The sequence below is a fragment of the Pedobacter sp. JCM 36344 genome, assembly GCF_046546555.1.
Lineage (GTDB): Bacteria > Bacteroidota > Bacteroidia > Sphingobacteriales > Sphingobacteriaceae > Pedobacter.
This window is the reverse complement of the sequence record NZ_JBKHKK010000003.1, coordinates 137,258-162,717: the sequence shown is the minus strand read 5'-3', so window position 1 is coordinate 162,717 and position 25,460 is coordinate 137,258. Positions and strand designations below refer to the sequence as shown.

The window sequence follows — 25,460 nt, the reverse complement described above, 5'->3', positions numbered from 1 at the left end:
TATGTTACGTTTTGAACACATACAGTTATTATGGGCATTGGCATTGTTGCCAGTGATGATCCTTGTATTTTTACTGGTTAAACGATGGCAGCGGAAAGTGCTAAAGGCCTTTGGCGATCACAAGACCGTTAAGCAAGTGATCCCGGAGGTTTCTTTTAGCAGGCCGAAAATTAAGTTTTGGATATTTTTGGTTTCTTTTGCTTCGCTGATTCTAGCAGCGGCAAACCCACAGATAGGCACAAAAACAGAGGAAGCAAAACGAAGTGGATCAGATTTAATGATATTGCTGGATGTTTCTAACAGTATGTTGGCGGGTGATTTATCGCCAAACAGGCTCGAGAACGCTAAGCGGGCAATATCACAGCTTCTGGATAACCTGCATAATGATCGCGTGGGAATTATTATTTTCGCCGGAGAGGCTTATGTTCAGCTTCCGATTACAACCGATTACTCGGCTGCCAAACTGTTTCTAAACAATATCAGCACCGATATTGTACCCACTCAGGGAACTGCCATCGGCGCTGCGATCGAAATGGGAATGAAATCCTTTGACCTGGTGAACGGTACGAGCAAGGCAATGATTTTGATGACGGATGGTGAAAACCATGAAGATGATGCGGTAAGTGCGGCCAAAGCAGCCAGTTCTAAAGATGTAGCGATACATGTTATTGGATTAGGTACCCCGGAAGGCGCAGAGATGCCGATCTACCAAAATGGAAATCCGGTGGGCTTTAGGAAGGATGAGAACGGCAAAGTCGTGCTGAGCAAGTTAAATGAAGAGATGTGTAAAGAGGTTGCTGCTGCAGGTAATGGCGCTTATGTAAGGGCAACAAATGCAAATAGCGGCCTGAATATCGTATTGGATCAGGTAAATAAGATGCAAAAGAAGACCTATGACAGCCGTATGTTTAAAAACTATGAAGATAGGTTCCAGTTTTTTATAGGGATTACATTGATCTTGTTGTTAGTAGAGTTTTTTATATCTAACAGGAAAAATTTGAAATTAAGTGCATTGAATTTATTTGAAGTAAGGGAGTCATGAGGGTATTGATCATAATAATTTTTATTGCATTTCAGGGTTCTTTTCTGTTCGCGCAGAAAGAAAAAAAGGACATTCATGATGGCAATAAGCTGTATGAACAGAAGAAGTATAAGGAGGCAGAAGCGAGTTACCGGAAATCAGTTGCCAAGTCTCAACAATCCGTTGCCGGTAATTTTAACCTTGGAGATGCTTTATACAAGCAAAAGAAATTAGAAGATGCTGGTAAAAAGTTTACCGATATAGCAAATTCTTCTGCCGATAAAGGAGTAAAAGCGCAGGCTTACCATAATCTTGGAAATTCGTTACTGGAATCAAGTAAATTAGAAGAAAGCGTTGCTGCTTATAAGAAGTCTTTGATCAATAATCCGAAAGATGATCAAACCAGGTACAATCTTGCCTATGCGCAAGAAAAGCTGAAGCAGCAGCAACAGCAGAAAAAGGACGATAAGAAGAAAGACGACAAGAATAAGGATAAGAAAGACCAAAAGGACAAAGATAAGCAGGATCAAAACAAAGACCAGAAAGACAAAGACAAGAAGGATAAGGACAAGCAAGATCAGGATAAGAAGGATCAGGATAAAAAGGATGGTAAAGGCGAACAGCCTCAGCCCGATAAGTTATCTAAAGAAGAGGCAGAGCGAATGCTGGAGGCCTTAAATCAGGAAGAGAAAAAGACGCAGGATAAGCTTAAAAATAAAAAAGCAAAGGGCGTTAAAGGTCGTATCGTAAAAGATTGGTAGGTTTGATCGACAATGAATCTTAGGAATATCACAATACTTTTATCGCTGCTGCTGTTTTCTAGGCCGCTATTAGCAGCTGACATTACTTTTACTGCCTCGGCAAGCAGGACTAAAGTGGCCGTGGGAGAAGTTTTTGAAGTGACTTTTGCCGTTAATGGAAATTTGCAACGCTTCGGGCCGCCAGCATTTGAAGGTTTTCAAGTAGTAGGGGGACCTAATCAGTCTTCGAGTATGACTTCCATTAATGGGGCCACCACAGTTAGCATGTCGCTAGGCTATGACCTTGTGGGTATAAATGAAGGGGTATATACGATACCTGGAGCTGTAGCGGTGGTTGATGGAAAGCAATACCGGTCTAATGCCATAAAAATAACGGTCGTTAAAGGGTCGCCTGCTGGTCAGAATAGCTCTCGGGGAGGGCCTGCCACCGCCGATGTATCAAATTCTGATGCTTCTTTCGATATCAGTAAACGACTTTTTATCAGGGCAGTTAGTGATAAAAAAAGCGTATTTCAAGGTGAACAACTTGCAGTTACATACAAACTGTACACAAGTATTGACATCGTTGATAATGCGCTGGATAAGCTTCCAGATTTCAATGGTTTCTGGAGTCAGGAGATAAAGATTAATACTCAAAATGTAAATTGGACAACCGAGATCTTCAATGGTGCAAGATATAATGTTGCCGTGTTGAAGAAGGTGATTTTGTTTCCGGAAAGGTTCGGGAAGCTTGCATTGGACCCCTTGGCAATGACGTTTGTGGTAAGGCAGCAGGTGCCATCCAACGATCCCATGGAGCAATTCTTTGGCGGGGCAGTTAAGGATGTGAAGTACAAGATTAAGAGTTTGCCAATCAGCATCAACGTGAGGCAGCTTCCTGAAGCAGGTAAGCCAGCCGGATTTCAAGGAGCGGTGGGTAACTTTGCCGTTGCTTCGTCTGTTGATAAGAATACTTTGAAGGCAAATGAGGCGCTCAACTATAAGATCAAAGTTTCAGGAACCGGGAATTTTAAGTTACTGAAAACACCCGAGTTAACCCTTGCTACAGATCTAGAAAAATATGATCCTAAGATTGATGATAAACTTATAGAAAGTCTTGATGGTGTATCTGGAAGCAGAGAATACACTTATCTGCTAATTCCAAGACATGGCGGTAACTACAAGTTAGCTCCCTTCAAATTCTCTTATTTTAATCCAGTTTCTAGAAAATATGTGGTGCTAAACACCGAGCCGCATGATCTAGTGGTTGCGAAAGGGGATCCAACCGCCAATGTTACTGCGTTTGCAAAAGGCGCTGAAAAGGATGGTCCTGAACTCGACAAAGACATCCGAAACATTAAAACCGATTCGTCTGCATTAAGTATACCTTCCGATGGCTTTTTTGGATCATTGGCATTCTTCTTTTTAATCATTGCCGGTCCGATTTCATTTTTGGCGGCACTGGCTTATCGAACATGGTATAGAAATTACAATAAGGATGCCGTGGCTGTTAAAAACCGTAAGGCAAGCAGAATTGCGGCCAGGCATATGGCGAATGCACAGAAACAATTGGCCGCCGGGGATAAGAAAGTATTTTACGAAGCAGTTTATAAGGGGCTGTACGGGTATCTTGCAGATAAATTAAACATATCTGCAGCTGATTTAAGCAAGGAAATAATAGTTGAAGCATTGCGAAATAGGTCAGTCGATTTAGCGATCATTAGCGAAGTGGAAGAAACGATAGACCTCTGCGAAATGGCGCGATATGCACCTATGTCGGGCGTTTCACAACCAGAGGTACTTGAAAAAGCAAAACGTATTATTAAAGACATTGAAAATGCACAGACGTAACTTAATTTTGCTTATTGCGCTGCTTACCTTGCCTTTTTGTAGCAATGCGGCAGAACCCGTTGACCTACTTTTTGCGAAAGCAAATAGGGAATACACGCAGAAGAACTATGAAGCTGCGGCAAACACCTACCAACAGGTTTTAGCTGCTGGTGTGAAAACTGCAGCTGTTTATTATAATTTAGGTAATGCACATTACAGACTTAACAGTATTGCAGCTGCAATTTTGAATTATGAGCGTGCACATCGCCTTTCTCCTAATGATAAAGACATTAATGCTAACCTCGCTTTTGCTAATTCTAAGCTCACAGATAAAATGGAAGTAGTACCAGAGCTATTCTTAAAAAGATGGTGGACATCATTCCTTCTACTGCTTACGGTTCAAAACTGGTCGGTTCTTGCAGTTGTATTTTTGCTTCTAGGATTTGCTGGGGTAATAATTTACTTGTTTTCACACGAATATGAGTGGAAGCGCCTCTCGTTTTACAGTGGTTTCTTGTTGATATTTGTTGGTATTTGCTTTATTGCTTTTGCGAGTGCAGAAGATAATTATTTGCAAACACAAAAAGAGGCTGTAGTTTTCAATGGTAAAGTGAACGTGAAAAGCGCAGCAAGCGCAAAGCAGAAAACCCTAATTGTAATCCATGAGGGTACGAAAGTTCGGATCATTGAGCTTAAAGAAGATTGGTTGAAAGTGGAGCTACCAAACGGAAATATCGGCTGGGTAGAATCAGGAGCATTGCAATTGATTTAAATTTTCTGTTTAAGACTTTTAATTTTTGGTAATTCTTTGGTTCAAATAGTTTATAAAGAGATTTGACCAATTTTTGTAGGTGCTTTTGCCATTTTTTGCAATCAAGGTTAGCGTTTCTACTGAATAATGCTTCAAGAGTAATGTATAGAGGTCTTTAAGACAGTCATTTAACGTTTCAGGCTCATACTGATGCCAATTCCTATCTTCATGATTGTCCCTCCTACTCATAAGTTTCTCTAAAAAGCGTTGGGGAGCCTTTAAAATTAGTGCCGGAGCATATCTAGAGATGACTTGATAATCAATCTTTTCATCGATATAATCTATTAACCGGGCATAATTGCCCTCGCTTTCTAATAGCGCTAAAGAAAATGCAGCAGCATTGCTGTCATAGTATGCCATTTGTCTCGCATTTGCTAAAACTCTATTTCTCCAATGATTGAAATCATCATCAGAAGAACGATGGAGGGAAACAAATTGATAGTCAATAAAATCAGGTATTTTCAACAACTGAAGCTTAAGAATTCCCGCAAGTTTAACCTCATCTCCAGAGGTCTTATAAATCGCTATGAGTCTTGCATGGTATTCGAGATCGTAGTCATCATTGGTGTTTTCCTTTAGCTGTTGCACACAATAGACTTCAGCAGTTTCAAAATCTTCCCCTGCAATCAAAGTATCAATAAGCCTAAGGTTATAGCTTAGCGCATGCCTGATAGGTAAAAACAAGTGTTTATAGCTTTGGAACTGATTGTTTAAGATCACCAATCTAAAGAAATGTTGTAGAAAATGATTCCTGTCTTGTTGCGAGGCAGATGCGTTCTCCTCGTAAAGTGTTACCATTAATTCAACTATTATGCTTTTTCTTCCCGTTTCGCTGGAGTCAAACAGTGTTGCGATCAAGTCTAGGTATTGTCGGCGGAACCCATAATCTCTCAGAAATATTTCTTTTACAAAATAGTTCAAGCTTTTTTGCCAGGCGTCGTTATCGCGGGTGGTTGTGATGACTGCGCTGACATCTTCGATGACCTGCTTAATGTAGCTGCTAATTCTTTTGCTGGTGGTATTTAGGCGCTCTTCATAAAAACTACAGGCATCTATTATTGCATTGAACTGTAAGAAATAAACTTCATTCGTGGGCTCTGCACGATACCTTTCTAATATGCTTTGGTGAAGATCAGACCAAAGGTCAACGATTCTTTTAACCTCCTGAGCATCCGCTTTAGTCTTTTTGTTGATCACTGCTCTCAAGCTATTTTGAGTTAGGTCGATGATTTCCTGTGGCGTGTAATTTGAAGACTTATTGGAAAATTCATTTAATAGAGAGATACCTATGTCTTTATGTTTTTTAGCAATTTTTAACACCCAGTCTCTTAAAACCTGAGGATCTGCAAGTTCAATAGCCTCCATCATTGGATCTATTTTTTTTGACCTGGTGATTTTTGCAGGTAGACGCTTAGCTCCCTTAACGACAAACAACAGCAAGGCTGTTTTATGTTGACAGAAAGCGGTAGGGTCTTCACAATCACATTTATGAGCTACAACCGTAGACTTGTCTAATGTTAGACTCACATCGAAGCTTTTATCAAGGACATCTACATAAGATTCAAAATGGCCAGGGTTAATTTCATCGCACTCTCTAACTGCACATTTTTGTGATTGCTTTATTAATTCTGCTGAGAGGACTGATTTGTAGTTTTTAATTGTCAGATTCATTGCAACTGTTGTAATGTGGGATACTTGCTTTCTAGTTTGATGGCTTTGTTGTTCAAATATAACTCAATTCCCTGCGTAGTGCCTGGGAAATACACATTAGAAAACATCAAGTACAATTTTAAGCTCCTTGCTGGTCTTCCTCTACAATTCTTTCCCAATTCCCAAGTCGGAGTTAAAGGAAAAGGGCTCAAAGCCATATGGGATAATTATTATATGTAAAAATTGATCAATTTATGATGCGTTTGCGCTGTGTGTGTCTATTGGTGGCGACTACAACCAAACCACAATACAACTCCTATAGGCGGCATAATTGATCCCGGCATTCGACTATTTTTATTTTAGACCTTTCCTACATTGTTCTTTAATGAAATATTCTGGTTGATATGAGGTTTGTACTGAAGTTTTTCAAATACCGCTGTGGTATGTGTTTTATGGGTGTTTCCTTCGGGCCGAGCGCTAGCAGACACGAAGCAGACACGAAGCAGACCCGAAGCCGAGACATAGCTGAGGGCACTAGTAATAAACTAGTAACGCAGTTCTTTGTGGCCCTGAAATAGGGAAATGTAGAAGTATATAGTAGCATAATTAGCAGCAGCATTGGTTGATTGCTTAAACGAACCTACAATACTGCTGTTTAAAAAAAGCAGATTTATTATTTAAAAAAGGTCAACTGCTCACTTAAACTGGTAAGTGAACACTTAAATCCTTAAGTGTTCACTTAAAATGCTGATCGTATGTTTTCTTAATGCTATTTTGCCAATCTTCTCAGCCGCTTCATCTAAATCCTAGAAATTGACGCCTTCTCCAACTAATCATGGATAAAGGGTTTTTGACGATAATGGTGGTCTTGAGGGGGCTTCAATCCCTCTGTTAAAAATAGTTGATTTTACTTAATGACATTAGGATCGTCATCTGTAACCGGAATGGTTTGTCGTTCGGTTAAACCGGACCATTGTCATTTTGGTCAAATTCCACGATCCATTCAATGCCATATTTGTCTCTAAACATTCCGCCGTATGAACCCCTGGGACTGTCGCCAATTGAACCTTCAATAGCTCCGCCTGCTGATAGTTCGTTATATACTTTATCCGCTTCTTCACGGCTTTCTGTACTCACTGCTATTTTTGATCTGTTCTCATTTTCGTTTGTTCTTCCCATGATTTCGGGAACGTCATTGGCTATTAATACATTGTTCTTCCCTATAGGCAGGGAAATGTGCATTATTTTCTCCATTTATATTTATTTTGGCCTAGAAATGGATACTAAAATGATGCATATGTTTTTCGTAGCTGTAGCTGAGTTGCCATTTATTAAGCGTGCAGATTTGTTTTGCAATTGAAAGTCCAAGTCCATTCCCTTTATTGTCAGTAGCCCCCTTGCCAAATCTTGTAAATAACTTAGATTCCGGGAAAGAAAGCGGTTCCCCTTCATTGCTAATCACCAGCAATTGTTCATTAAGGCTAAAAATTATTCTGGCACCAGAAGGTGAGTAAGAAAGGGCATTGGTTAGCAAATTGGAAATCAAAATTTCCATCAGGAATTGGCTTGCATTCACAACTTTTCTTTGAATACGCTTCTCTATATGCAAACGTTTATGCTGAAACAGGTCTTCCACTAAGTCAAAGTTACGTTTCAGAACAGCTTCTATTGATACCCATTGTACGTCTGTAAAAGCATTATTCTCTAGTTTGGCCAATAGCAGTAATCCCTTATTTACTTTACTAAGGCGTATTGTTGCTTGTTTTGCGTCATTAAGTAAACGAGCAATGTCTACCGTTAATGGCTGCTGACTAATACTTTCCAATCTCGTTTTTAATATACTAAGTGGGGTTTGAATTTCATGGGAAGCATTCTCGGTAAATTCTTTTAATGCGGTATATTCCCTTTTGCTCCTGGCTGCCAAATCAATAAGTACATTGTTCAATTCCTTAAATTCAGTAACATCGGTAAGCGTTAGCTGTAATTCTTCCTTTGAACTCACAGAATACGCCTTTATCCGCTTCAGGTTTATTAAAAACGGTTTCCAAATTCTGCGACTAATGAAATAGTTAACCAAAGTGCCAAGTACGATTAACAGGCCTGCTATGGAAAGGAAAATGTAAATGATCGATTTAGAATAATTGTCCCAGCCGATGTAGGTGGTCATAACCATGATGCGGTAGTGCTGACTATTGATCTTTTTGCTCTCCGAAAAGTAGTAATAACCTTCAGTTACTTTTTGGAGTCTATCATAAATCATGGTGTCTTTAAAAATTTTAGGTAGTTTCATCAGGCCATCACTACCCTTAGTGATGTTTATTAGTGGGAAATTGACAGTTCGGCCCATATGGATTTCCTGAGCTACCATATCAGTCTGTAATTCGAGCTGCTTCTGTATTTCTTTAGATATTTCATTTCTCAGAAAAAGGAACAACATACAGCCGGTAATGCCCAATACCACTGCACTAAGCCAAAAATGGTAATAACTAATCTTTGATAGCAGTCTCACTAATAGGTAAACTTATAGCCCATTCCATATACTGTTTTGATGTAGTCTTTACCTGAAATATTGCAAAGTTTTTTTCTCAAATTCTTCATGTGTACATATACCGTGTCAAAATTATCACTCTGGTCAAAATGATCTCCCCAAAGGTGCTCAACTATTGATGCTTTACTAACCACACGGTTTTTATTGATGACAAAATAAATGAGCATGTCGTATTCTTTTCTGGTTAGACTTACCTCGCTTTCTTTGAAAAAGAATGATTTAGAGGAGGGGTGCATTGTGAAATCATCAAATGTGATTTGTTCTACGCCTTTTAATGTTTTTCTGCGGTATATGGCATTCACCCGGGCATTTAATTCTTCCAGATAAAAGGGCTTTGTTAAGTAGTCATCAGCTCCCAGATTTAGCCCATTCAGCTTATCCTGCAGCGAATCTTTTGCCGAAAGGATAAGGATTCCGGTTTCCAAATGGCTTTTTCTGATATCTTCTATGAGGTCTATTCCGCTTCCATCAGGCAGGGTAATGTCGAGTACCACTACATCATACGTGTAGTCTCTTAGTTTCTGCTCTGCCTGAACAAAAGTTACGGCCTGTTCGCATATGCAATCGTGTGAGCTGAAATAGGTTTCCATTTCTTCCAATAGCACTGGTTCATCTTCTACAAACAACACCTTCATAATTATTATTCAAATTAAATACGATTTTTTTAGATTCTTTAGAAATTCTTTAGAATTGGCTTTAATATTTGCAACAAGATTAGCGCTTATTTAGACTTAATACAAGTAATATAATAATAAATTATATAATCAAATCAAAAATGAAAATTCAATACTTTAAGAGTTTGGTATTTATTGCCCTTGCAGTTGCGGGTGTTACTTCATGTAAGAAAGATACAGTTGATCAGGATTCGCGAAACCAAACTTTGCGCCCAGCAATTGACTATACTAAGTTGGTAGAAGGCACAAAGTACGATGTAACAAATACCATCTTTGTAGATGCAGCGGGTAAAAGCACAATTGACCTAACTACTGGTAATTTCCGTTACAGGGTATTTCAAGGCATAAACACTTATAGCGGAGTATGGAAAACTAAATTGATTGATGGTAATGTATTAAAAAATATGTATTCAAATACTGGTAATCCATTTACAGGGGAATCTAATCCAGCTCCGGCTGATTTTGCAGCAATAAATGTTTCCGGTGTTCAGTTACGTAATGTTACAGCTTCTTCATGGGATGCAGCTTCAGCGGAAGTAGTACGTAAAAAAATCGAATCAGATCTTGCTTCTCTTGCAACTATCAGTGCTTCAGCCAATGTTGCTGCTGTAAAAGGAACTGCTGGTTATGTAGCTAATAATGCTGGTACTAAATATCTTTTGGATGCAAAAGGTCTTGAAGTGGGGCAATTAATTCAAAAAGGTTTAATTGGCGCATTTGACCTGGATTATATCGGTAATGTTTTACTTAATAAAGGTCTGGAAGCAGATAACAAGACTTTAGTTTCTGGTAAGAACTATACAAAGTTAGAACAGAATTGGGATGAAGCCTATGGTTCACTAACTTTAAATCCAATTTATCTTGCAGGTTCAACAGATGCTATAAGAGGTACTACCGAATCTTTTATTGGTTCATACATTTGGGAATACAACAAGGCAAATTATGCTAAAATTTTCCCTGCTTTCTTAAAAGGACGTGCTGCAGTTGTTAATAATGATGCTACAGAAATAAAAACGCAAGCCTTATTTCTCAGAACACAAATAGAATATGCAATTGCAAATTCGGCCTGGAATTACCTAAAAAAGTGGAAAGACGGAAGTACTGCACAAGATGCTGGTGCTGCTGCTCATGCTTTGGGTGAAGCATTAGGATTTATTTACTCATTGCGTTTTGCAACTGTTCATAAAGCTGATGCTAAATTCTCGGATGATATCATTGCCTCATTAATAGGTACGGATGGTGGAGCCTGGGATTTAACTCCTGTTAAGGTTACTGCTGCGCAAGATGCTATTAAAGCCAAATTCGGTCTTTAGTAATTATAAAATAATTTCTATTAAAGTGGGTTACCCTTTCTGCAAAAAAAAGCAATCCACTTCTATCCTTTATAAGATTTGATATGAATCACTTAAAATTTAAACGCATCAGCCTGGCTTGCTTACTGGCTTTAACCGTATTCGCCTGCTCAAAAATGAAAAGTACTGAGCAGCCTGATAAAGGCGGCAATCTGGGCGTCGACAGAAAGGCTTTATTGACTTACCTTGCCGATGACATTATCATTCCGTCTTACGCTAATTTTAAAACAAAGTTAGATCTATTACAGGGGAAAAGTGACGCTTTTACAGCAGCACCAACTACAGCATCTTTGGTTGAACTTAGGACAGCTTGGGTAAATGCTTATGTAGAATGGCAAAAAATAGAATTGATAGATGTAGGCCCGGCAAGCAGTCAGACCTTAAGGGCATTCTTCAATGTTTACCCAACCAATGTTGCCAATATCAATTCAGGCATTGCCAGTGGCACTGTTAATTTTGATGTACCAGCTACTTACGCGCAACAGGGTTTTCCGGCGTTAGACTATCTGATTAATGGGCTTGCGAATAACGACACAGATATTGTTACATTTTACAGCACGGCGGCTGATGCGGCAAAGCGCATTGCTTATGTGAAGAAAATACTTACAGAAATGAACAGCATTTTCGCGAAGGTTTACACGCCATGGACTACCGGTGCTTACCGTGATGAGTTCATTAGTAAATCAGGAACAGATGCCAGCTCGTCACTAGCTGGGCTGGTAAATGGCTATGTTTCAAACTACGAAAGGTACATTCGTTCCGGAAAATTCGGTATCCCTTCCGGGTCAATGATAAACGGGGTAGTGTCAGCCGAAAAAGTAGAAGCACTTTATAAAAAGGACATCTCCTTAACATTAGCAAAAACAGCGCAACAGGCTTCTGTAGATTTCTTTAACGGGAAAAGTGTAAAAACCGGAACTGAGGGTAGCTCTTTTAAAACCTATCTTGATGCCTTGGGAGCAAAGGATAGCAAAACAAATGTTAAGCTTACGCATGCTATTCAGGATCAGTTGGGAGTTACTTTTACAAAGCTGAACCTTTTAACAGAAAACCTGAACAATGAGGTAAAAAACAACAATCAGAAAATGATTGATGTTTATACAGAAATGCAGAAATTTGTGCGTATGGCTAAAGTGGATATGACATCTGCAATGAGTATAACCATTACTTATACAGACAATGATGGAGATTAATTTCATTTTCTAAATGAACAGCTATTTCCTGAAGACAACACATACGGCCCCCTTAGCAATTTATAGAATAGCTATAGGGCTAATGCTGTTTATCAGTATTCTGAGATTTTGGATTAAAGGATGGATCTATGAGCTTTACATAAAGCCCTTGCACTTCTTTTCTTTTTATGGTTTTGAGTTTGTAAAACCATTGGGTAATTATACCTATGTACTGTTCTTTGTTTGTGCAATAGCGGCGTTAATGGTTGCATTCGGATTGTTCTATCGTACGGCAATTGTGATGTTGTTTTTTAGTTTTACCTATATAGAACTAATGGATAGAACCACCTACCTGAATCATTACTATTTCATGAGTCTGGTGTTGTTTATCCTTATATTCTTGCCGGCACATCGCTATTTTTCTATAGATGCAAAGCGTAGGCCATCCATATTATCAGATCAGATTCCGCAGTGGAATATCGATGTGCTTAAGCTGATGATGGTTATATTGTATTTTTATGCAGGGCTAGCCAAAATTAACAGCGATTGGCTGTTAAGTGCTTTGCCATTAAAGATCTGGTTGCCCTCCCGTAACGATTTGCCAATAATTGGAACGCTGTTAAGCTATCAAGCAACCGCATTTCTATTTAGCTGGTTTGGTTGTTTATACGATTTAACCATAGCTTTTTTACTTTGGAACAGAAGAACACGTTTACTGGCCTATCTTACAGTAGTGGTATTTCATGTTCTTACTGCCATATTGTTTCCAATAGGAATGTTTCCTTATGTAATGATTGTTGCGGCATTAATTTTTTTCTCTGCTGATTTTCACTTACGGATAATCGACTTTTTGAATAAGCTGTTTAAGTGCCCTCCAACATTTATCAGGCCTAATGTCCGATTTACCTTTAAACCCGCAGTGCAAAAAGTAATGCTAATAGGTTTTGCCTTGTTTTTTCTGGTGCAATTGATATTTCCGTTCAGGTACATGCTGTATCCCGGAGAATTATTTTGGACAGAAGAGGGCTATAGATTTTCATGGCGTGTAATGTTAATGGAAAAAGCAGGATATGCACAGTTTACCATAAAAGATGCTACAGGAAATTTTGCTGTAGCAAATAACAATGAATTTTTGACCGTATTGCAGGAAAAAATGATGAGTACACAATCAGATATGATCCTGCAATATGCACATATATTACGCGACTATTATGCCAAAAAAGGGTTTAAGTCGCCACAAGTTTATGTAGATTCCTATGTGGCCTTAAATGGCCGGGGCGGAAAAGTTTTTATCAATCCACATGTAGATTTGGCTAAAGAAAGTGATTCTTTTAGTACTAAGATGTGGATTTTACCAATGAATGATGAGATTGAAGGTTTTTAGTTTATTATGTTGCTGTTTCATTTCAACAGCTATTTTTGCCCAGGATACCTCTAAGACAAATAAGCCCGATACGGCGGTTAAAGTTAAGAAATTAAAAGAGGTGGTGATTAAGAATAAAAAGACAGATTTTGGTTTTTCACATTTGAAAGGAGTAGAGAACTTCGGGATTTATGAAGGGAAAAAGTCTGAAGTTATTATTCCCGATCAGCTGGTAGCCAATTTAGCTACCAATAATGCAAGACAGATTTATTCAAGAGTAGCTGGTCTGAATATTTGGGAAAGTGATGGGGGGGGGATTCAGCTAAGTATTGGGGGCAGGGGTTTAGATCCAAACCGCACGTCCAATTTTAATACGCGACAAAATGGATATGACATCAGCGCTGATGCGCTCGGATATCCTGAAAGTTATTATACTACTCCCACTGAGGCGTTGGAGCAAATTCAGATTGTAAGAGGTGCAGCATCTTTACAGTACGGGACACAGTTTGGCGGTTTGTTGAACTTTGTTATGAAAAAACCAGTAAAGGATAAACCTTTTGAACTTACAGTACGCCAAAGTGCGGGATCTTATAATTTTTATAATTCCTTTACCAGCGCCAGCGGCACCGTTGGAAAAGTGAGCTACTACACATTTTTTCAATATAAAAATGGAGATGGCTTTAGAGGTAATTCTGATTTTAACAGTTATACAGGATATGCTAATGTAAATTACCAGTTTAATGAGAAATCAAAATTAGGGTTGGATTTTACACATATGAATTATCTGGCGCATCAGCCGGGTGGTTTAACAGATGATATGTTTGCCGAAGACCCTACGCAAAGTAATCGGGAGAGAAACTGGTTTAAGGTGAACTGGAATTTATTTGCTCTGCATTTCGATCATAAATTTAATGCTAATAACGAGTTTAACCTGCGCTTATTTGGCTTGTCGGCAAGCCGGTATACGGTAGGTTTCAGGCCAAATCGTGTGGCTACAGCTGATGACGGATCAGAACCGAGAGATTTGATTAAAGGAGATTTTGAAAATTGGGGTGCTGAGGGGAGATACATTAAGCGTTATAACCTGTTTAACAAACCTTCAGTGCTATTAGTGGGTGTGCGTTACTATCATGGATTAAATCATAGTATACAAGGCTATGGTAGTTTGGGTAAAGATGCCAATTTTAATTTCTTAGATCCTGACAAGTTAATTCTGAATGATTATCGTTTTCCGAACCGGAATGTTTCTGTCTTTGCAGAGCATATCCTTCGTTTAAACGAGAAATTTTCAATCGTACCAGGTGTTAGATTTGAATATATAAATACTAAAGCAAATGGTTTTTATGCCGCAAAGATCCCAAGTAATATCCCTACCGACATTGATTTAGGTGCCAGAACTTATGAGCCTAGAAGTAATCAGCGTCAATTTGTTATAGCAGGATTAGGGTTAAGTTATCAACCTACAGAAAGTACGAATGTTTATGCCAACCTATCACAAAATTATCGTTCAATTACTTTTAGCGATATGCGCATTGCGAATCCGTCGGCAGAGATTGATCCAAATTTGCAGGATGAAAAAGGTTTTTCATTTGACGTGGGTATACGTAGTCAGCAAACTAAGTTTTATTCCTATGATGTGAGTGCATTCTATTTAAACTATAACAATCGGATAGGAGAGGTTCAAACATATGATGCTTCAGAACGGATAATACGTTTGCGTACTAATATTGGTCAGGCAGTAATTATTGGGGTTGAATCCTATGCTGAAGCAGATTTTTTACGTCTGTTAAAACCAGAAAGTGAGGACTGGAGTGCGGTGTTATTTACAAATACAGCATTGATTAAATCGGAATATAAAAGGAGCGATATTACAGCTATTAAAGGAAATGAGGTTGAGTTTGTTCCGAGGTTAAATTTTAAGGGCGGCTTAAGGCTTGGTTACAAAAATTTAAAGGGATCATTTCAGTTTACCCATCTTTCTGATCAGTATTCGGATGCAACGAATGCAACTAAGGGAGATGCTTCGGCAGTTGTTGGTTTAGTTCCGGCTTACACCATAATGGATGTAAGTATGTCATATGAATACAAAAGATATAAATTGGAAGGGAGTGTAAATAATCTGGCAAACGCCTATTACTTTACGCGTAGAGCAACCGGTTACCCAGGACCGGGCATTTTACCATCTGATAACCGCACATTTTATTTAACCTTGCAGGTTAAGTTGTAAGTAATTGACACTTATTATCAATACAAATGGATTATTACTATTCTGACATGCCATTATCACACAAACTGAGTCATCTGATTAAGTATTGTCTTTAAAGAGCCTTTTGCTGAGAATCTTTAACCGTATTCCATAAGCCATGCAGAGCTATGAAAAAACAAAGAGGGCTATAGAATCGAGGTCACTGAAAAAGTTACCCCTTTATAGATTAACTTTTTAAAAGCGATCAAGTAGACCATATTTTTGCTTGATCACTTTTTTTTATCTGGAAATCTTGCTATGCGCTGACAAATCAGCTATTCTTAATTGATTTAGAAAGCAATGCTTCTATAGGTTTTTTATCGCCGTTTTGCCTGTTTATATGGTTAGTTTGATGATTATTTTTAGGTTTACAATGAAAATAGCTATTGAAATATTGTTGAACTGATAAAACCTACTGTTTAATTAGAACACCGGCGATAAGCAAGCTCACATGCGCAACTCTAACTCTACCTTATTTTAGACAATCCCCATAACAATTTAGACGAAATAACGCCAAACTAAAGTGTAACAATCCATAATACTAGGGTTAACGTCACAGCGTTGCCATAGTGCGAATTTTGTGTTACCACCTTGAAAGTAAGCGTGAAAGGTAGCAAGAATACTTGAAAGCATCTCTAATCGCTATGCTTTTGGTCGTCGCAGAGGCTGTTTTTAGCCTTATCAAATGTTTGTAATGGCAGGATATATTAGTATTAACTTTAGTTGACTCAAATCATAAACAAACAAGGAAATATTTTAAATTATTTGTTTGAAATCGATTTCCAAATAATTACATTTAGAAATCGATTTCCGGATTCTGTTGGATTTTAATAAACCGATTAGACCTGTTCGAAACAATAAAGATGTAACCAGCAAAGGGTGGTGTGAGAACTCCGTAATATCAGTTGGTTCGTGGTTCCTGATTTTGTACACCAGTTTTTACGAATGCAAAAAATATGACTAAATCAAATCAATTTACGGGGATTGCGCTTATTACCGTTTTGGTTTTTTTATGGGGATTTGCTCACTATTTAGATCCGATCCTGATCCCGCACCTGAAGCGTTCATTCACCTTAACAACGATGCAGGCTACGCTGGTGGATTCGGCGGTATTTATAGCATATTTTCTAATAGCCATACCTACCGAAATGATTCTGAAAAAATGGAGTTACAAAGCAGGTATCATAGTTGGTCTTCTGGTTTTTGCTACAAGATGCTACCTGTTTATTCCAGCGGCCAATATACAATTGTATTCATTTTTTCTGATAGCGTTGTTCATAATTGCCTGTGGATTAACTGTTTTGGAAACTGTAGCTAATCCGTATATATCCGTTATTGGTGATCCAGAAAGCGCAACAATCAGGTTGAATTTCGCAAAGTCATTCAAAGATTTGACAACCATGCTGGTGCTTATTGTTGGTGCCCGTTTGATTTTAACCCAAACTTATTCTGATGTGGTTCTGAGGGTAGTGACACCCGAAACAAGGCAGATTGCACTTGCCTCTGAAGAGTCATCTGTTAAAGCGCCGTATTTTATTTTAGGGATTGTTTTGGTAATCATCGCTGTGTGTTTCTATTTCGCAAAAATGCCGGCTGTATATGATGACAATTCTGACGATACGGCTAGAAGCAATAGCATTTTTTACGTCTTGAAGCATAGGTATTCATCATGGGCAGCGAAGTTTTTTTATGTCGTTGCGCAAGTTTGCGTATTCAGCTTATTTATTTTGTATTCAAAGCAGGCTGCCGGAGTTACCGAAACCGAAGCTGCGTATTATTTAAGTGGCGCCGGGCTAGCACTTTTAGTCGGAAGGTTTTTGGGTACGGGTTTAATAAAATTTATTAGTTCCAACAAACTCTTGGCTATATACGCAGCGATAAACGTGCTACTTTGCGTGAATGCGGTACTTAACCATGGTATCATCATGTCTATTGTAGGCGGGTCGATATTCTCACGTATTTTTGACTACATCAGTGATAAAATCGGCAATATTCAGGATGGTTACTGGGTTCCGTTGATTTGCTTTGTCGTCGTCGTCGTTTTCGGCTTCTCCGGTCATAAAATATCCTGCAAGGAAACAAACACCTTGCCTGTATAACAAGTTTTGTAAATTTAAAAATCGTCATTAAAATGAAAGCTTTAAAAACTATTATCTGTTTTGTTGCCTTAACGGGATTGGCTGCCATTGCGGTAGCACAAGAGTTGCCAATTAATAATGGCCCATTTAAACCAACCGAAGAGTCACTTAAAAATTATCGGTATCCAGAGTGGTTCCAAGATGCCAAATTTGGAATTTGGGCACATTGGGGGCCTCAGGCAGTTCCCCGACAGGGGGATTGGTATGCGAAAAAGATGTACGAAGAGAACAGTGATGTATACAAATATCATCTGGCGCATTATGGTCATCCATCAAAATTTGGGTACAAGGATATAATTCCTCTGTGGAAGGCGCAAAATTGGGATCCGGAGAAATTAATGAAGCTTTATAAGAGAGCCGGTGCTAAATACTTTGTAAGCATGGCTAGCCATCATGACAATTTCTTTTTATGGAATTCTAAAATTAACCGATGGAACGCGGTTCAGATGGGCCCGAAGAAAGATGTGGTAGGATTATGGCAAGAAGCGGCAAAAAAGCAAGGCCTCAAGTTTGGTTTGTCTGAGCATCTGGCTGCCAGTTATACTTGGTTCCAAACGGCTCACCTGGCAGATACAAGTGGCTTGTATAAAGGTATTCCCTACGACGGAAATGATCCGGCAAATCAGGATTTGTACCATTCTAAAGCAGCTCCAGACGATCGCCAATGGCTGACGAACAATCCGGAGTATTATAAAAAATATTTCAACAATGTGAAAGAACTGGTGGATACGTATCATCCAGACCTACTTTATTCAGATAGCCAATTGCCTTTCGGAGAGATTGGCCGAAGCATGCTTGCTAACTTCTATAATGGTAATAAGGCTTTTCATAAAGGTGAGATGACCGCCGTTTATACTTGCAAGCAGCCCTCACAAGGCATGTGGGCACAGGATCTTGAAAGAGGTGTGCAGGATTCAATAAGTCCGTACCCGTGGCAAACGGACACCTCTATAGGAGACTGGTATTACCGTACCGGGCAACGTTATAAGAGCGCCACAGATATCATCCAGATGCTCACTGATATTGTGAGCAAAAATGGTAATCTGCTGATTAATATTGTACAAACCCCGGAAGGCGACCTTGAGCCAGATATGCTGGCAACATTGGACAAAATTGGCACTTGGATCGATGTAAATGGCGAAGGTATTTACGGTTCCCGCCCATGGAAAATTTATGGTGAAGGGCCATCGACAATAAAAGCAAACCAGAAAAAAGGACATTTCGGTGGATTGAGTGATGAAAGCAAATTTACTGCAACTGATATCCGTTTCACTACTAAAGGCAAACAGCTATATGCATTTTTGTTGGACGTTCCTTCGAAGAGTATCAAAATTACTTCACTAGGGAAGGCCGCAAAAATTACCAACCAAAAAATAAAATCGGTTAGCATACTTGGGCTTAAGCAGGTGGTAAAATGGAAGCAAGAAAATGATGCTTTGGTAATAGTTATGCCCGAAAAACTGCCTGATTGGAAAGTGCTTGGTATTAAAGTGGAACTGAATTAGAGAAAAACCTCCTAGTTTGCAAGAAATTAAAAAATGAATTTGCCTGAAGTAAAATTTGGAACCAGTAGTCTGGGTAATTTGTATGTGGAGCTACCTGAAGAAGTCAAGTGTGCTACGATGGTATTTTGGAATGTTACGAACAAGGAAACGAATTATTGGGTGGTTATGACGCTAAATATGTTTCAGTGCATGATCCGGATGAATATCTGGCAATAGCTAATTCCCTTACAGATAAAGATAAACGGTACAAAGATATTTTAGCAGCTTATGATGCATTACACGAACTTTAGGTTTAATATAGAGGTGCTTGTAATGGATTAAGCTAAACATCTTTCAATTTAGGTTATAAAAATTCTAATAATAAAATAAAACCTCTATCTTAAAGATTTAGCTTATTGTAAATCAATAAAATAGAGGTTTTTTCGTGGAGATAGAGGGGTCACAATCGAACACCTTTTACCGTTTTTGACATTTTTAAGTAGCCTAAAAACCTGATTTAAGTTATATTTCAACTGAGTGACTGGCTAACTAGTGAGATGCTTAGAAAAATCAAAAAGTATGTGATGGATTGTAAAATGGGTATTCTTACGCGTGTGTAAGCTATCAAAAGTGAACGAATTCCCTTCAATACTATTATCAGAAATGCTAATCAAATCACCTTCTGGAGAAGTGCTGAGTTTTTCACCAAGCTTTGTAAAAAGATTACTTTTAGTTTTTAAAGGGTCTCCGGCCAATATGAATCCAATCATTCCACCGAAATTTGAAGTTTGGGCGTACTTACCGTTAAAATAGCGGACTACTCCGCCATCAAATATATTCTCATTTGCGCTATTTTTTTTATAAGTATTATAGCAAACATATTTGGCTATCAAGTCTGAATTGCCGTCCAGGTTCTTACACTCAAAATAAAAGTCCTTGCTTTTCCAGTTTGTACTATGAATGTTGATATCATAATTCCCTTCTACTTCTTCATCATTAGTTACCTCTCCCTTAACACTAAAATGGAGACCAAAATTCCTGTTGTTGTTTAACTTCAGCCGTATGAACTTTGCTATTTCCCGCTCGGTTCGAGGGTATCGCTTGTTCTTTTCTACTTGGATCTTTGTTTTCAATTCTGCGCTATCATAGCCCTGATAAAACTGCAACAGATAATAGAATACCCATTTTTTCCAAAACTCGTCGTCCAAATCGCGTAGTTTGCGGGTGTCAAAGGGAAACGAAGGAGGCCTTTTTATCCTAATGTATTCTCTCTCCATTTTCGAGCGGTATTAAATGTTGTAGGATCTCGTGCCCATCTTCAAATGCCTTGGTTGGGGTCCAGTTTTTGTTAAGATCTTGTTTGATAATATATACACAGTCTTTTCCGAAAATTTTCTCCTGGTTGGCAAGAAAGTTGGCCTTCGGATTTTGCTCAAATATCTCACTGAGGAGGTATAGTTTTGTCTTGGCGACATCAGGACTTTCAGATTTTCCCCCAAAAGAAAGCTTTACCACAATCAAATTAAAATCCGTCGTTGTTTCTACTATGCAGATTGGCGAATTAAAATAAAACCCAACTATTTCATTTAAGACAGACTTGTATTCAATTAGGGCATTTCTCCTAGGGCCGATTTTTATCTTAGGCAGAAAGGAGTCGCTGATCCTTTGCTTTTCCCAATAGGTTAGCTCATACATGTCGTAAATTAACTCATTTAGTTCTTTCTCTTTGTCCGCATACACATATTTCCCTTCAGATAGTCCCGCACTTATCACGGAAATTTTAGCCAGTAAAGACTTATCCAATTCAATCGGCACAGGTATTTTCTTTATGTCGTCTACCCCAATTTTTGGAAATGAACCGTCAATGCGTTTTTTTAGATGAATATTAATGAAGTAGCTTATTAGATCACTGTTTAAAATAGCAGTAATCAATTCATAATAACTATCATCGTTTAACTTGAGAACATATATATCAAAATCAAAATAAACTAACTTTTCTAAGTAGACGGCTTTCAGCTTACCAATCCTACTCCATATAATCCGCCTGCCTTCATACAGTTCTTTTTTTCTTGGCCGATGAAACATCGAGATGTCATGACCAAAAAAAGTGTTATTTGAAGTTATCCTATACTTTTCTATATTTCCAGGCTTTACAAAAGCTATAGGAAATTGCTCGTTTCCCTGTGGCCTCGAATACTTGTTCTTGAAGAGTTCATTATATTCATCTTTCTGTCTTTTCGATAATGATCTCCATTTTTCAGCACTAACGTTAAATTCTTTTTCTATTTCCTCAAACCCAACCACCTGGATGCCTCTATGTAGAAAATAATCATTCTCCTCCTGCAATATATAATCTTGTAATGGAGACGATTTTAATAATTTCTTTATCAATGTGCTATCATACGCATTTCCAACAAGGAAGTCTCTTAACCTAACATCCCCGTTCAAAAGATCTACTCGTTTGATCTTGATGACTCGATCTTCCTGAATTATCAGTAGCTCAAAGGGTTTCTCTGAGAAAACGCCTAATTCGACGGAGTAATAGTCAATCAGGTTATTGTCACCGTTATTTGTAAAAATGATAGCCACAACGCTTTCCGTAGCTTTTTCAAACAGAATCTTTTTTACTTTGGATAGCTCATAAATCTTTTCAATACCGTATTGTGAATAAAAGTAGTGCTGAAAGGCTTGCGAATAATCATTATAAAAGCTAGAGCTATTCGAAACAAATCCAAACCTTGTGTTACCGTCACTCCACTCTTTTATTTTCAGGAAAAAGCATTGGGATATTTGGGATCTGCCAACAAGATTTCTAGCAGATAATTGTTGTTCAGCAACAACGACCTGATAAGAACTTAGAAAAGAAATTTCGGTTCTAAATTCGGAAGTATTGGGTATTTCAAAAAAAGGTGGGTTTCCCACAATATACGAGAAGCACTTGCCCGCAAATGCCTTTTCGGAAATATCAAGCGTGTTGGCATGTTTGATATTTTGAAAAAAGGAATACTCAGAAAATAAATTTATTTTCTTGTTCTCCTGTAATTCATTGGAAATAAAATCCTTTATATCTGCTGGGTCTATACCAACAAAGATCTGTAATGACAGGGAGAAAAGAGTAAATCGCTGTGCCGTTAGTTCCTTTTCAATGCCAAAAATGTTTTCTGACAACAGTTGTGTCCGGTACCGTATTTTTCCTATGCTGTCCTTGGGTTCTATTCCTTGCTTTTTAGCTATTTCCAGCAGACGTTGATAGCCTACAATAAGAAACATTCCTGAACCACTTGAGGGATCTAAAATAGAGCCTATCCTATCTTCACTTATTACATCATCTATTATTAACTGTGCGAGCTTTTTAGGTGTATAGTATATGCCATTCTCCTTTTGTTTGTCAGAAAGGAAAACTTCATAGATGTAACTGATGAATTCCACCGGCAGAACATCAAAGCCAAAGTCATATAATCTCAACTGACCAGTACTCAGATTTGCCTTGAATGAAGTAGCGATGATGTTACGGACTTCATTTGTAAGATATTGATCATCAATTGTCGGTTGGTCGAAAAGCGCATTGTTAAATATCTCATGAATGATTTTGTATAGTTTGTTAATATCAACATTGGAATATGTTTCTAATAACCTTTCGTAATTAAGAGTTGTATCACTGAAATAATGCTGATAAAATGACGAGTTAATAATATGGTTATCTTCTAAGTATTTAATGTAGAGCGTGCGATCTATCAATGCTTGAACGACTTCATTTCTGTTAGCGTCAACAAAAATGGATTGAGCCAGTACGTTGTTTAATTGTTCCTTTAATGCCTGCAGTGCCGCAACCAGTTCCTTGTCTATCCCTTTGTATTTCGCCTTGCTTATAAAACTGCGGTAATTCAACCAGAATGCCCCACTATCAAACTGCCAATTTTTTATGTTCTCAATGTTCTCTAAATCTTTTCGATTGGTTGAAAACACCTCAAGCTCACTTTCATTATTTGAAACTTTAGGGGAGTACCTAGCATAGATCATTACAAGTTTGTTTTGATCTTGCTTGTAGTGAAAGATAATATCCGCATCGTTCTTATTCCAAACATATTTTCTCAACCTCTCAAGTTCAGAATCATCTAATTGTGTTGTGACGAGATAAAAAGATGTATTGGTGTTGTTTGGATTATCATAAAAAAAAACCGAATTTTTAAGCTTATCAGATAAAGTAGGTTCTTTTTCTATATCAATAACTTTCTCTGCCAGATCCACCTGAAAGTTAAAGCCTAAGAATGAAAAAAAATCTACGTAATTCATTAATTAACAGTAATTTAACGTTATGTATAGCCTAATTTTAGAAAAGCATAAAGTTAAATAAAAATATCGGTAAGATTGCAGTTAACGTCTATTGTTCTAACCGCTGGCCGCCATAACTTATTCTATTTTCGATTTTAATAGAGGTATACAACTGTGAATTTCCTTTTCATAAATTTTGATCAAAAGAATATGAAAAAGAGAAAAGCAAAAAGAATCAAATCAACTAGTGTCATTGACCTTCAATTAGATCAAGCGAGAAGTGATCATGAAGAACTCAAAACCCAGGCTTTAATAGATTTAATCGTAAAAATTATCGTTGACGGTACCTTAAGGGAACTCTATTCTAATAACGAACCAATAAAATGAAAAAGCATGGCTTTATATGACTGACTAATAAGATTTTAGGAAGAAAATAGGCCAAAGGGGAATCGAACTCTATCTAGCTGATTATCAGTGATGTTAAATGTTGATGGCAAAAGCAACCTCTATTCTAAAGATTTAACTAATTGTAAATCAATAAAATAGAGGTTTTACTGTGGAGCCGAAGGGGTTCGAACCCTTGTCCAGTTGTGTGGCAAATTATGCCTTCTACATGTTTATTTTCCAATTGATTTTCGGGATCTGGCGGGCTGGAAACCGACCTTACCGTTCACCTTAGGTGCTTTATCTCGCATCTGTACCACACCTTACAAATGCCAGCGTCGTTATTTCGATGCCCCGGATTCTAGCCTAACATCGCGGCAGCCAGAGGGACAAAAGCAAACTAATTCTAAATTAGGCTGCTAAGGCGTAGTTATTTTCGCCAATCAAAGTGTGAACGTTCTCTTTTAAGTGCTCTCCGTACAACGCACTACATGCTAACATACGTACCTCCACCCTGTCAAATCCAAAACGGCCCCGTATTGTTGTTAAGTACAAAAGTACTAAAATTATGCCATAGTTCTACCAGGGTATTGCTGAAGCGCTATGTCAAGACAATCCATTGCTTTGTTAAGGTCCTCAGTATTCAATACATAAGCCATTCTGACTTCGGTTTTCCCTGAGCCAGGAGTGGAATAAAAACCTGTCGCGGGTGCCATCATTACGGTTTCGCCATTGTTATCGAAGCTTTCAAGCATCCATTGACAGAATTTATCTGAGTCGTCAATGGGGAATTTGGCTACTACATAAAACGCACCACCCGGATTCGGACAAAAAACGCCTTCAATATTGTTTAACCTTTTAACTAGTGTATCTCTGCGTAACGTATATTCTTTATTAACCTCATCAAAATAGCTATCCGGTGTATCTACAGCAGCAGTTCCTGCAATTTGCTCCACCATGCCAGGGCTTAACCTTGCTTGTGCGAACTTTAAGCCGGATTGAATAACTTCCTTGTTTTTGGTTATTAAGCAGCCTAAGCGGGCTCCACATGCACTATAGCGCTTGGATACGGTATCCATAATCACAACGTTTTCCGCAAGTCCATCAAGATGCATTGGCGAAATAAACTCTTTACCATCGTAACAGAATTCTCTGTAAGCTTCATCAGAAAATAGAAAAAGGTCATATTTGAGACAAAGGTCTTTCAGTGCCTCCAGCTCTTCTCTCGAGTATAAATAGCCGGTCGGATTATTAGGATTACATATGATGATCGCTTTTGTCTTCCCAGTGATGAGTTTCTCAAATTCTGCAATAGCTGGAAGTGCAAAACCATTTTCTATATAGGAAAGGATTGGCTTAACGACCACATTACTCATACAAGCAAAGCCATTATAGTTTGCGTAGAAAGGTTCAGGAATAATAATTTCATCTCCTTCGTTAACACAGGTTTGCATAGCAATAGTAATTGCTTCTGAGCCCCCGATAGTTACAAGAATATCGGCAGGAGTGATTCCGTAGCCTAGTTTATTATAATACTCTGCAAGTTTAGTACGATAGCTTAGTGTTCCTTCAGATGGAGTATATGCCCACACATCAAAATCAATGTTTTTGACAGCATTTAGCATTCCTTCTGGAGTCGCGATATCCGGCTGACCAATATTTAGGTGGTAAACTTTCTTCCCTTCTTGTTTTGCCTTGTCGGCATACGGGGTTAATTTTCGGATTGGTGATGCAGGCATCAGTACCCCTTTTTCTGAAATCTTAGGCATGGGTACA

At 38.3% G+C, this 25,460-nt stretch carries 19 protein-coding genes and 1 other RNA gene; 12 read left to right on the top strand and 8 right to left on the bottom strand.

The genetic code is table 11. From position 1 onward, the window contains the following. The first annotated feature begins 1 nt into the window (after position 1). The 4 genes from ACHFIZ_RS04245 to ACHFIZ_RS04230 are packed head-to-tail and all read left to right on the top strand — an operon-like array spanning position 2 to position 4,363. Positions 2–1,042, top strand: coding sequence for a vWA domain-containing protein (locus ACHFIZ_RS04245; RefSeq protein ID WP_410883183.1), 1,041 nt, complete (start codon positions 2–4; stop codon positions 1,040–1,042). Beyond that, positions 1,039–1,782, top strand: coding sequence for a tetratricopeptide repeat protein (locus ACHFIZ_RS04240; RefSeq protein WP_410883181.1), 744 nt, complete (start codon positions 1,039–1,041; stop codon positions 1,780–1,782). Before ACHFIZ_RS04245 ends, ACHFIZ_RS04240 begins: the two co-directional genes overlap by 4 nt. A 12-nt stretch (positions 1,783–1,794) precedes the next feature. Continuing rightward, the gene (locus ACHFIZ_RS04235) at positions 1,795–3,612 is read left to right on the top strand and encodes a BatD family protein (protein ID WP_410883179.1); all 1,818 of its coding nucleotides are present in this window, start codon (positions 1,795–1,797) and stop codon (positions 3,610–3,612) included. Then, positions 3,599–4,363, top strand: a complete 765-nt coding sequence (locus tag ACHFIZ_RS04230; protein WP_410883178.1) for an SH3 domain-containing protein — start codon at positions 3,599–3,601, stop codon at positions 4,361–4,363. The genes ACHFIZ_RS04235 and ACHFIZ_RS04230 overlap by 14 nt, the downstream gene beginning before the upstream one ends. An 18-nt stretch (positions 4,364–4,381) precedes the next feature. On the opposite strand, the gene ACHFIZ_RS04225 is transcribed toward ACHFIZ_RS04230, so the two are convergent. The 4 genes from ACHFIZ_RS04225 to ACHFIZ_RS04210 form a co-directional block, all read right to left on the bottom strand. Further along, positions 4,382–6,073 carry a hypothetical protein gene (locus tag ACHFIZ_RS04225; RefSeq protein ID WP_410883176.1) on the bottom strand — a complete coding sequence of 564 codons (1,692 nt, stop codon included), beginning with the start codon at positions 6,071–6,073 and terminating at the stop codon, positions 4,382–4,384. Positions 6,074–7,012: 939 nt separating this feature from the next. After that, positions 7,013–7,306 carry a VOC family protein gene (locus ACHFIZ_RS04220; RefSeq protein ID WP_410883174.1) on the bottom strand — a complete coding sequence of 98 codons (294 nt, stop codon included), beginning with the start codon at positions 7,304–7,306 and terminating at the stop codon, positions 7,013–7,015. Positions 7,307–7,322: 16 nt separating this feature from the next. Further along, the gene (locus ACHFIZ_RS04215) at positions 7,323–8,561 is read right to left on the bottom strand and encodes a sensor histidine kinase (RefSeq protein WP_410883172.1); all 1,239 of its coding nucleotides are present in this window, start codon (positions 8,559–8,561) and stop codon (positions 7,323–7,325) included. Then, on the bottom strand, positions 8,561–9,235 hold the full coding sequence (locus ACHFIZ_RS04210) for a response regulator transcription factor (protein WP_410883170.1): 675 nt from the start codon (positions 9,233–9,235) through the stop codon (positions 8,561–8,563). The genes ACHFIZ_RS04215 and ACHFIZ_RS04210 overlap by 1 nt, the downstream gene beginning before the upstream one ends. Before the next feature lie 140 nt (positions 9,236–9,375). Here ACHFIZ_RS04210 and ACHFIZ_RS04205 point away from each other — a divergent pair, with 140 nt between their 5' ends. The 7 genes from ACHFIZ_RS04205 to ACHFIZ_RS04175 all read left to right on the top strand — a co-directional run bounded on the left by ACHFIZ_RS04205 (position 9,376) and on the right by ACHFIZ_RS04175 (position 19,339). Further along, complete coding sequence (locus tag ACHFIZ_RS04205) at positions 9,376–10,587, top strand: DUF4856 domain-containing protein (protein ID WP_410883168.1); 1,212 nt, start codon at positions 9,376–9,378, stop codon at positions 10,585–10,587. A gap of 83 nt (positions 10,588–10,670) precedes the next feature. Then, the gene (locus ACHFIZ_RS04200; RefSeq protein ID WP_410883166.1) at positions 10,671–11,819 is read left to right on the top strand and encodes an imelysin family protein; all 1,149 of its coding nucleotides are present in this window, start codon (positions 10,671–10,673) and stop codon (positions 11,817–11,819) included. A 13-nt stretch (positions 11,820–11,832) separates the two neighbouring features. After that, the gene (locus tag ACHFIZ_RS04195) at positions 11,833–13,182 is read left to right on the top strand and encodes an HTTM domain-containing protein (protein WP_410883164.1); all 1,350 of its coding nucleotides are present in this window, start codon (positions 11,833–11,835) and stop codon (positions 13,180–13,182) included. After that, the gene (locus ACHFIZ_RS04190; RefSeq protein WP_410883162.1) at positions 13,160–15,388 is read left to right on the top strand and encodes a TonB-dependent receptor family protein; all 2,229 of its coding nucleotides are present in this window, start codon (positions 13,160–13,162) and stop codon (positions 15,386–15,388) included. Before ACHFIZ_RS04195 ends, ACHFIZ_RS04190 begins: the two co-directional genes overlap by 23 nt. A 974-nt stretch (positions 15,389–16,362) precedes the next feature. Continuing rightward, positions 16,363–17,505 carry an MFS transporter gene (locus ACHFIZ_RS04185; protein ID WP_410883160.1) on the top strand — a complete coding sequence of 381 codons (1,143 nt, stop codon included), beginning with the start codon at positions 16,363–16,365 and terminating at the stop codon, positions 17,503–17,505. Positions 17,506–17,537: 32 nt separating this feature from the next. Beyond that, positions 17,538–19,049 (top strand): alpha-L-fucosidase, encoded by a 1,512-nt coding sequence (locus tag ACHFIZ_RS04180; protein WP_410883158.1) that lies wholly within the window; start codon positions 17,538–17,540, stop codon positions 19,047–19,049. A gap of 125 nt (positions 19,050–19,174) precedes the next feature. Further along, complete coding sequence (locus ACHFIZ_RS04175; protein ID WP_410883156.1) at positions 19,175–19,339, top strand: hypothetical protein; 165 nt, start codon at positions 19,175–19,177, stop codon at positions 19,337–19,339. A 234-nt stretch (positions 19,340–19,573) separates the two neighbouring features. Here ACHFIZ_RS04175 and ACHFIZ_RS04170 read toward each other — a convergent pair whose 3' ends face one another. Further along, positions 19,574–20,305, bottom strand: a complete 732-nt coding sequence (locus tag ACHFIZ_RS04170; RefSeq protein ID WP_410883154.1) for a hypothetical protein — start codon at positions 20,303–20,305, stop codon at positions 19,574–19,576. Then, complete coding sequence (locus ACHFIZ_RS04165) at positions 20,286–23,321, bottom strand: TaqI-like C-terminal specificity domain-containing protein (protein WP_410883152.1); 3,036 nt, start codon at positions 23,319–23,321, stop codon at positions 20,286–20,288. The genes ACHFIZ_RS04170 and ACHFIZ_RS04165 overlap by 20 nt, the downstream gene beginning before the upstream one ends. Positions 23,322–23,510: 189 nt before the next feature. On the opposite strand from ACHFIZ_RS04165, the gene ACHFIZ_RS04160 reads away from it, so the two are divergent. Beyond that, complete coding sequence (locus ACHFIZ_RS04160; RefSeq protein ID WP_410883150.1) at positions 23,511–23,687, top strand: hypothetical protein; 177 nt, start codon at positions 23,511–23,513, stop codon at positions 23,685–23,687. A gap of 167 nt (positions 23,688–23,854) precedes the next feature. Here the strand turns inward: ACHFIZ_RS04160 and ssrA are convergent. Continuing rightward, positions 23,855–24,220: a transfer-messenger RNA gene (gene ssrA / locus ACHFIZ_RS04155) on the bottom strand. A gap of 30 nt (positions 24,221–24,250) precedes the next feature. Next, positions 24,251–25,453, bottom strand: a complete 1,203-nt coding sequence (locus tag ACHFIZ_RS04150) for a pyridoxal phosphate-dependent aminotransferase (RefSeq protein ID WP_410883148.1) — start codon at positions 25,451–25,453, stop codon at positions 24,251–24,253. Positions 25,454–25,460: the final 7 nt, after the last annotated feature.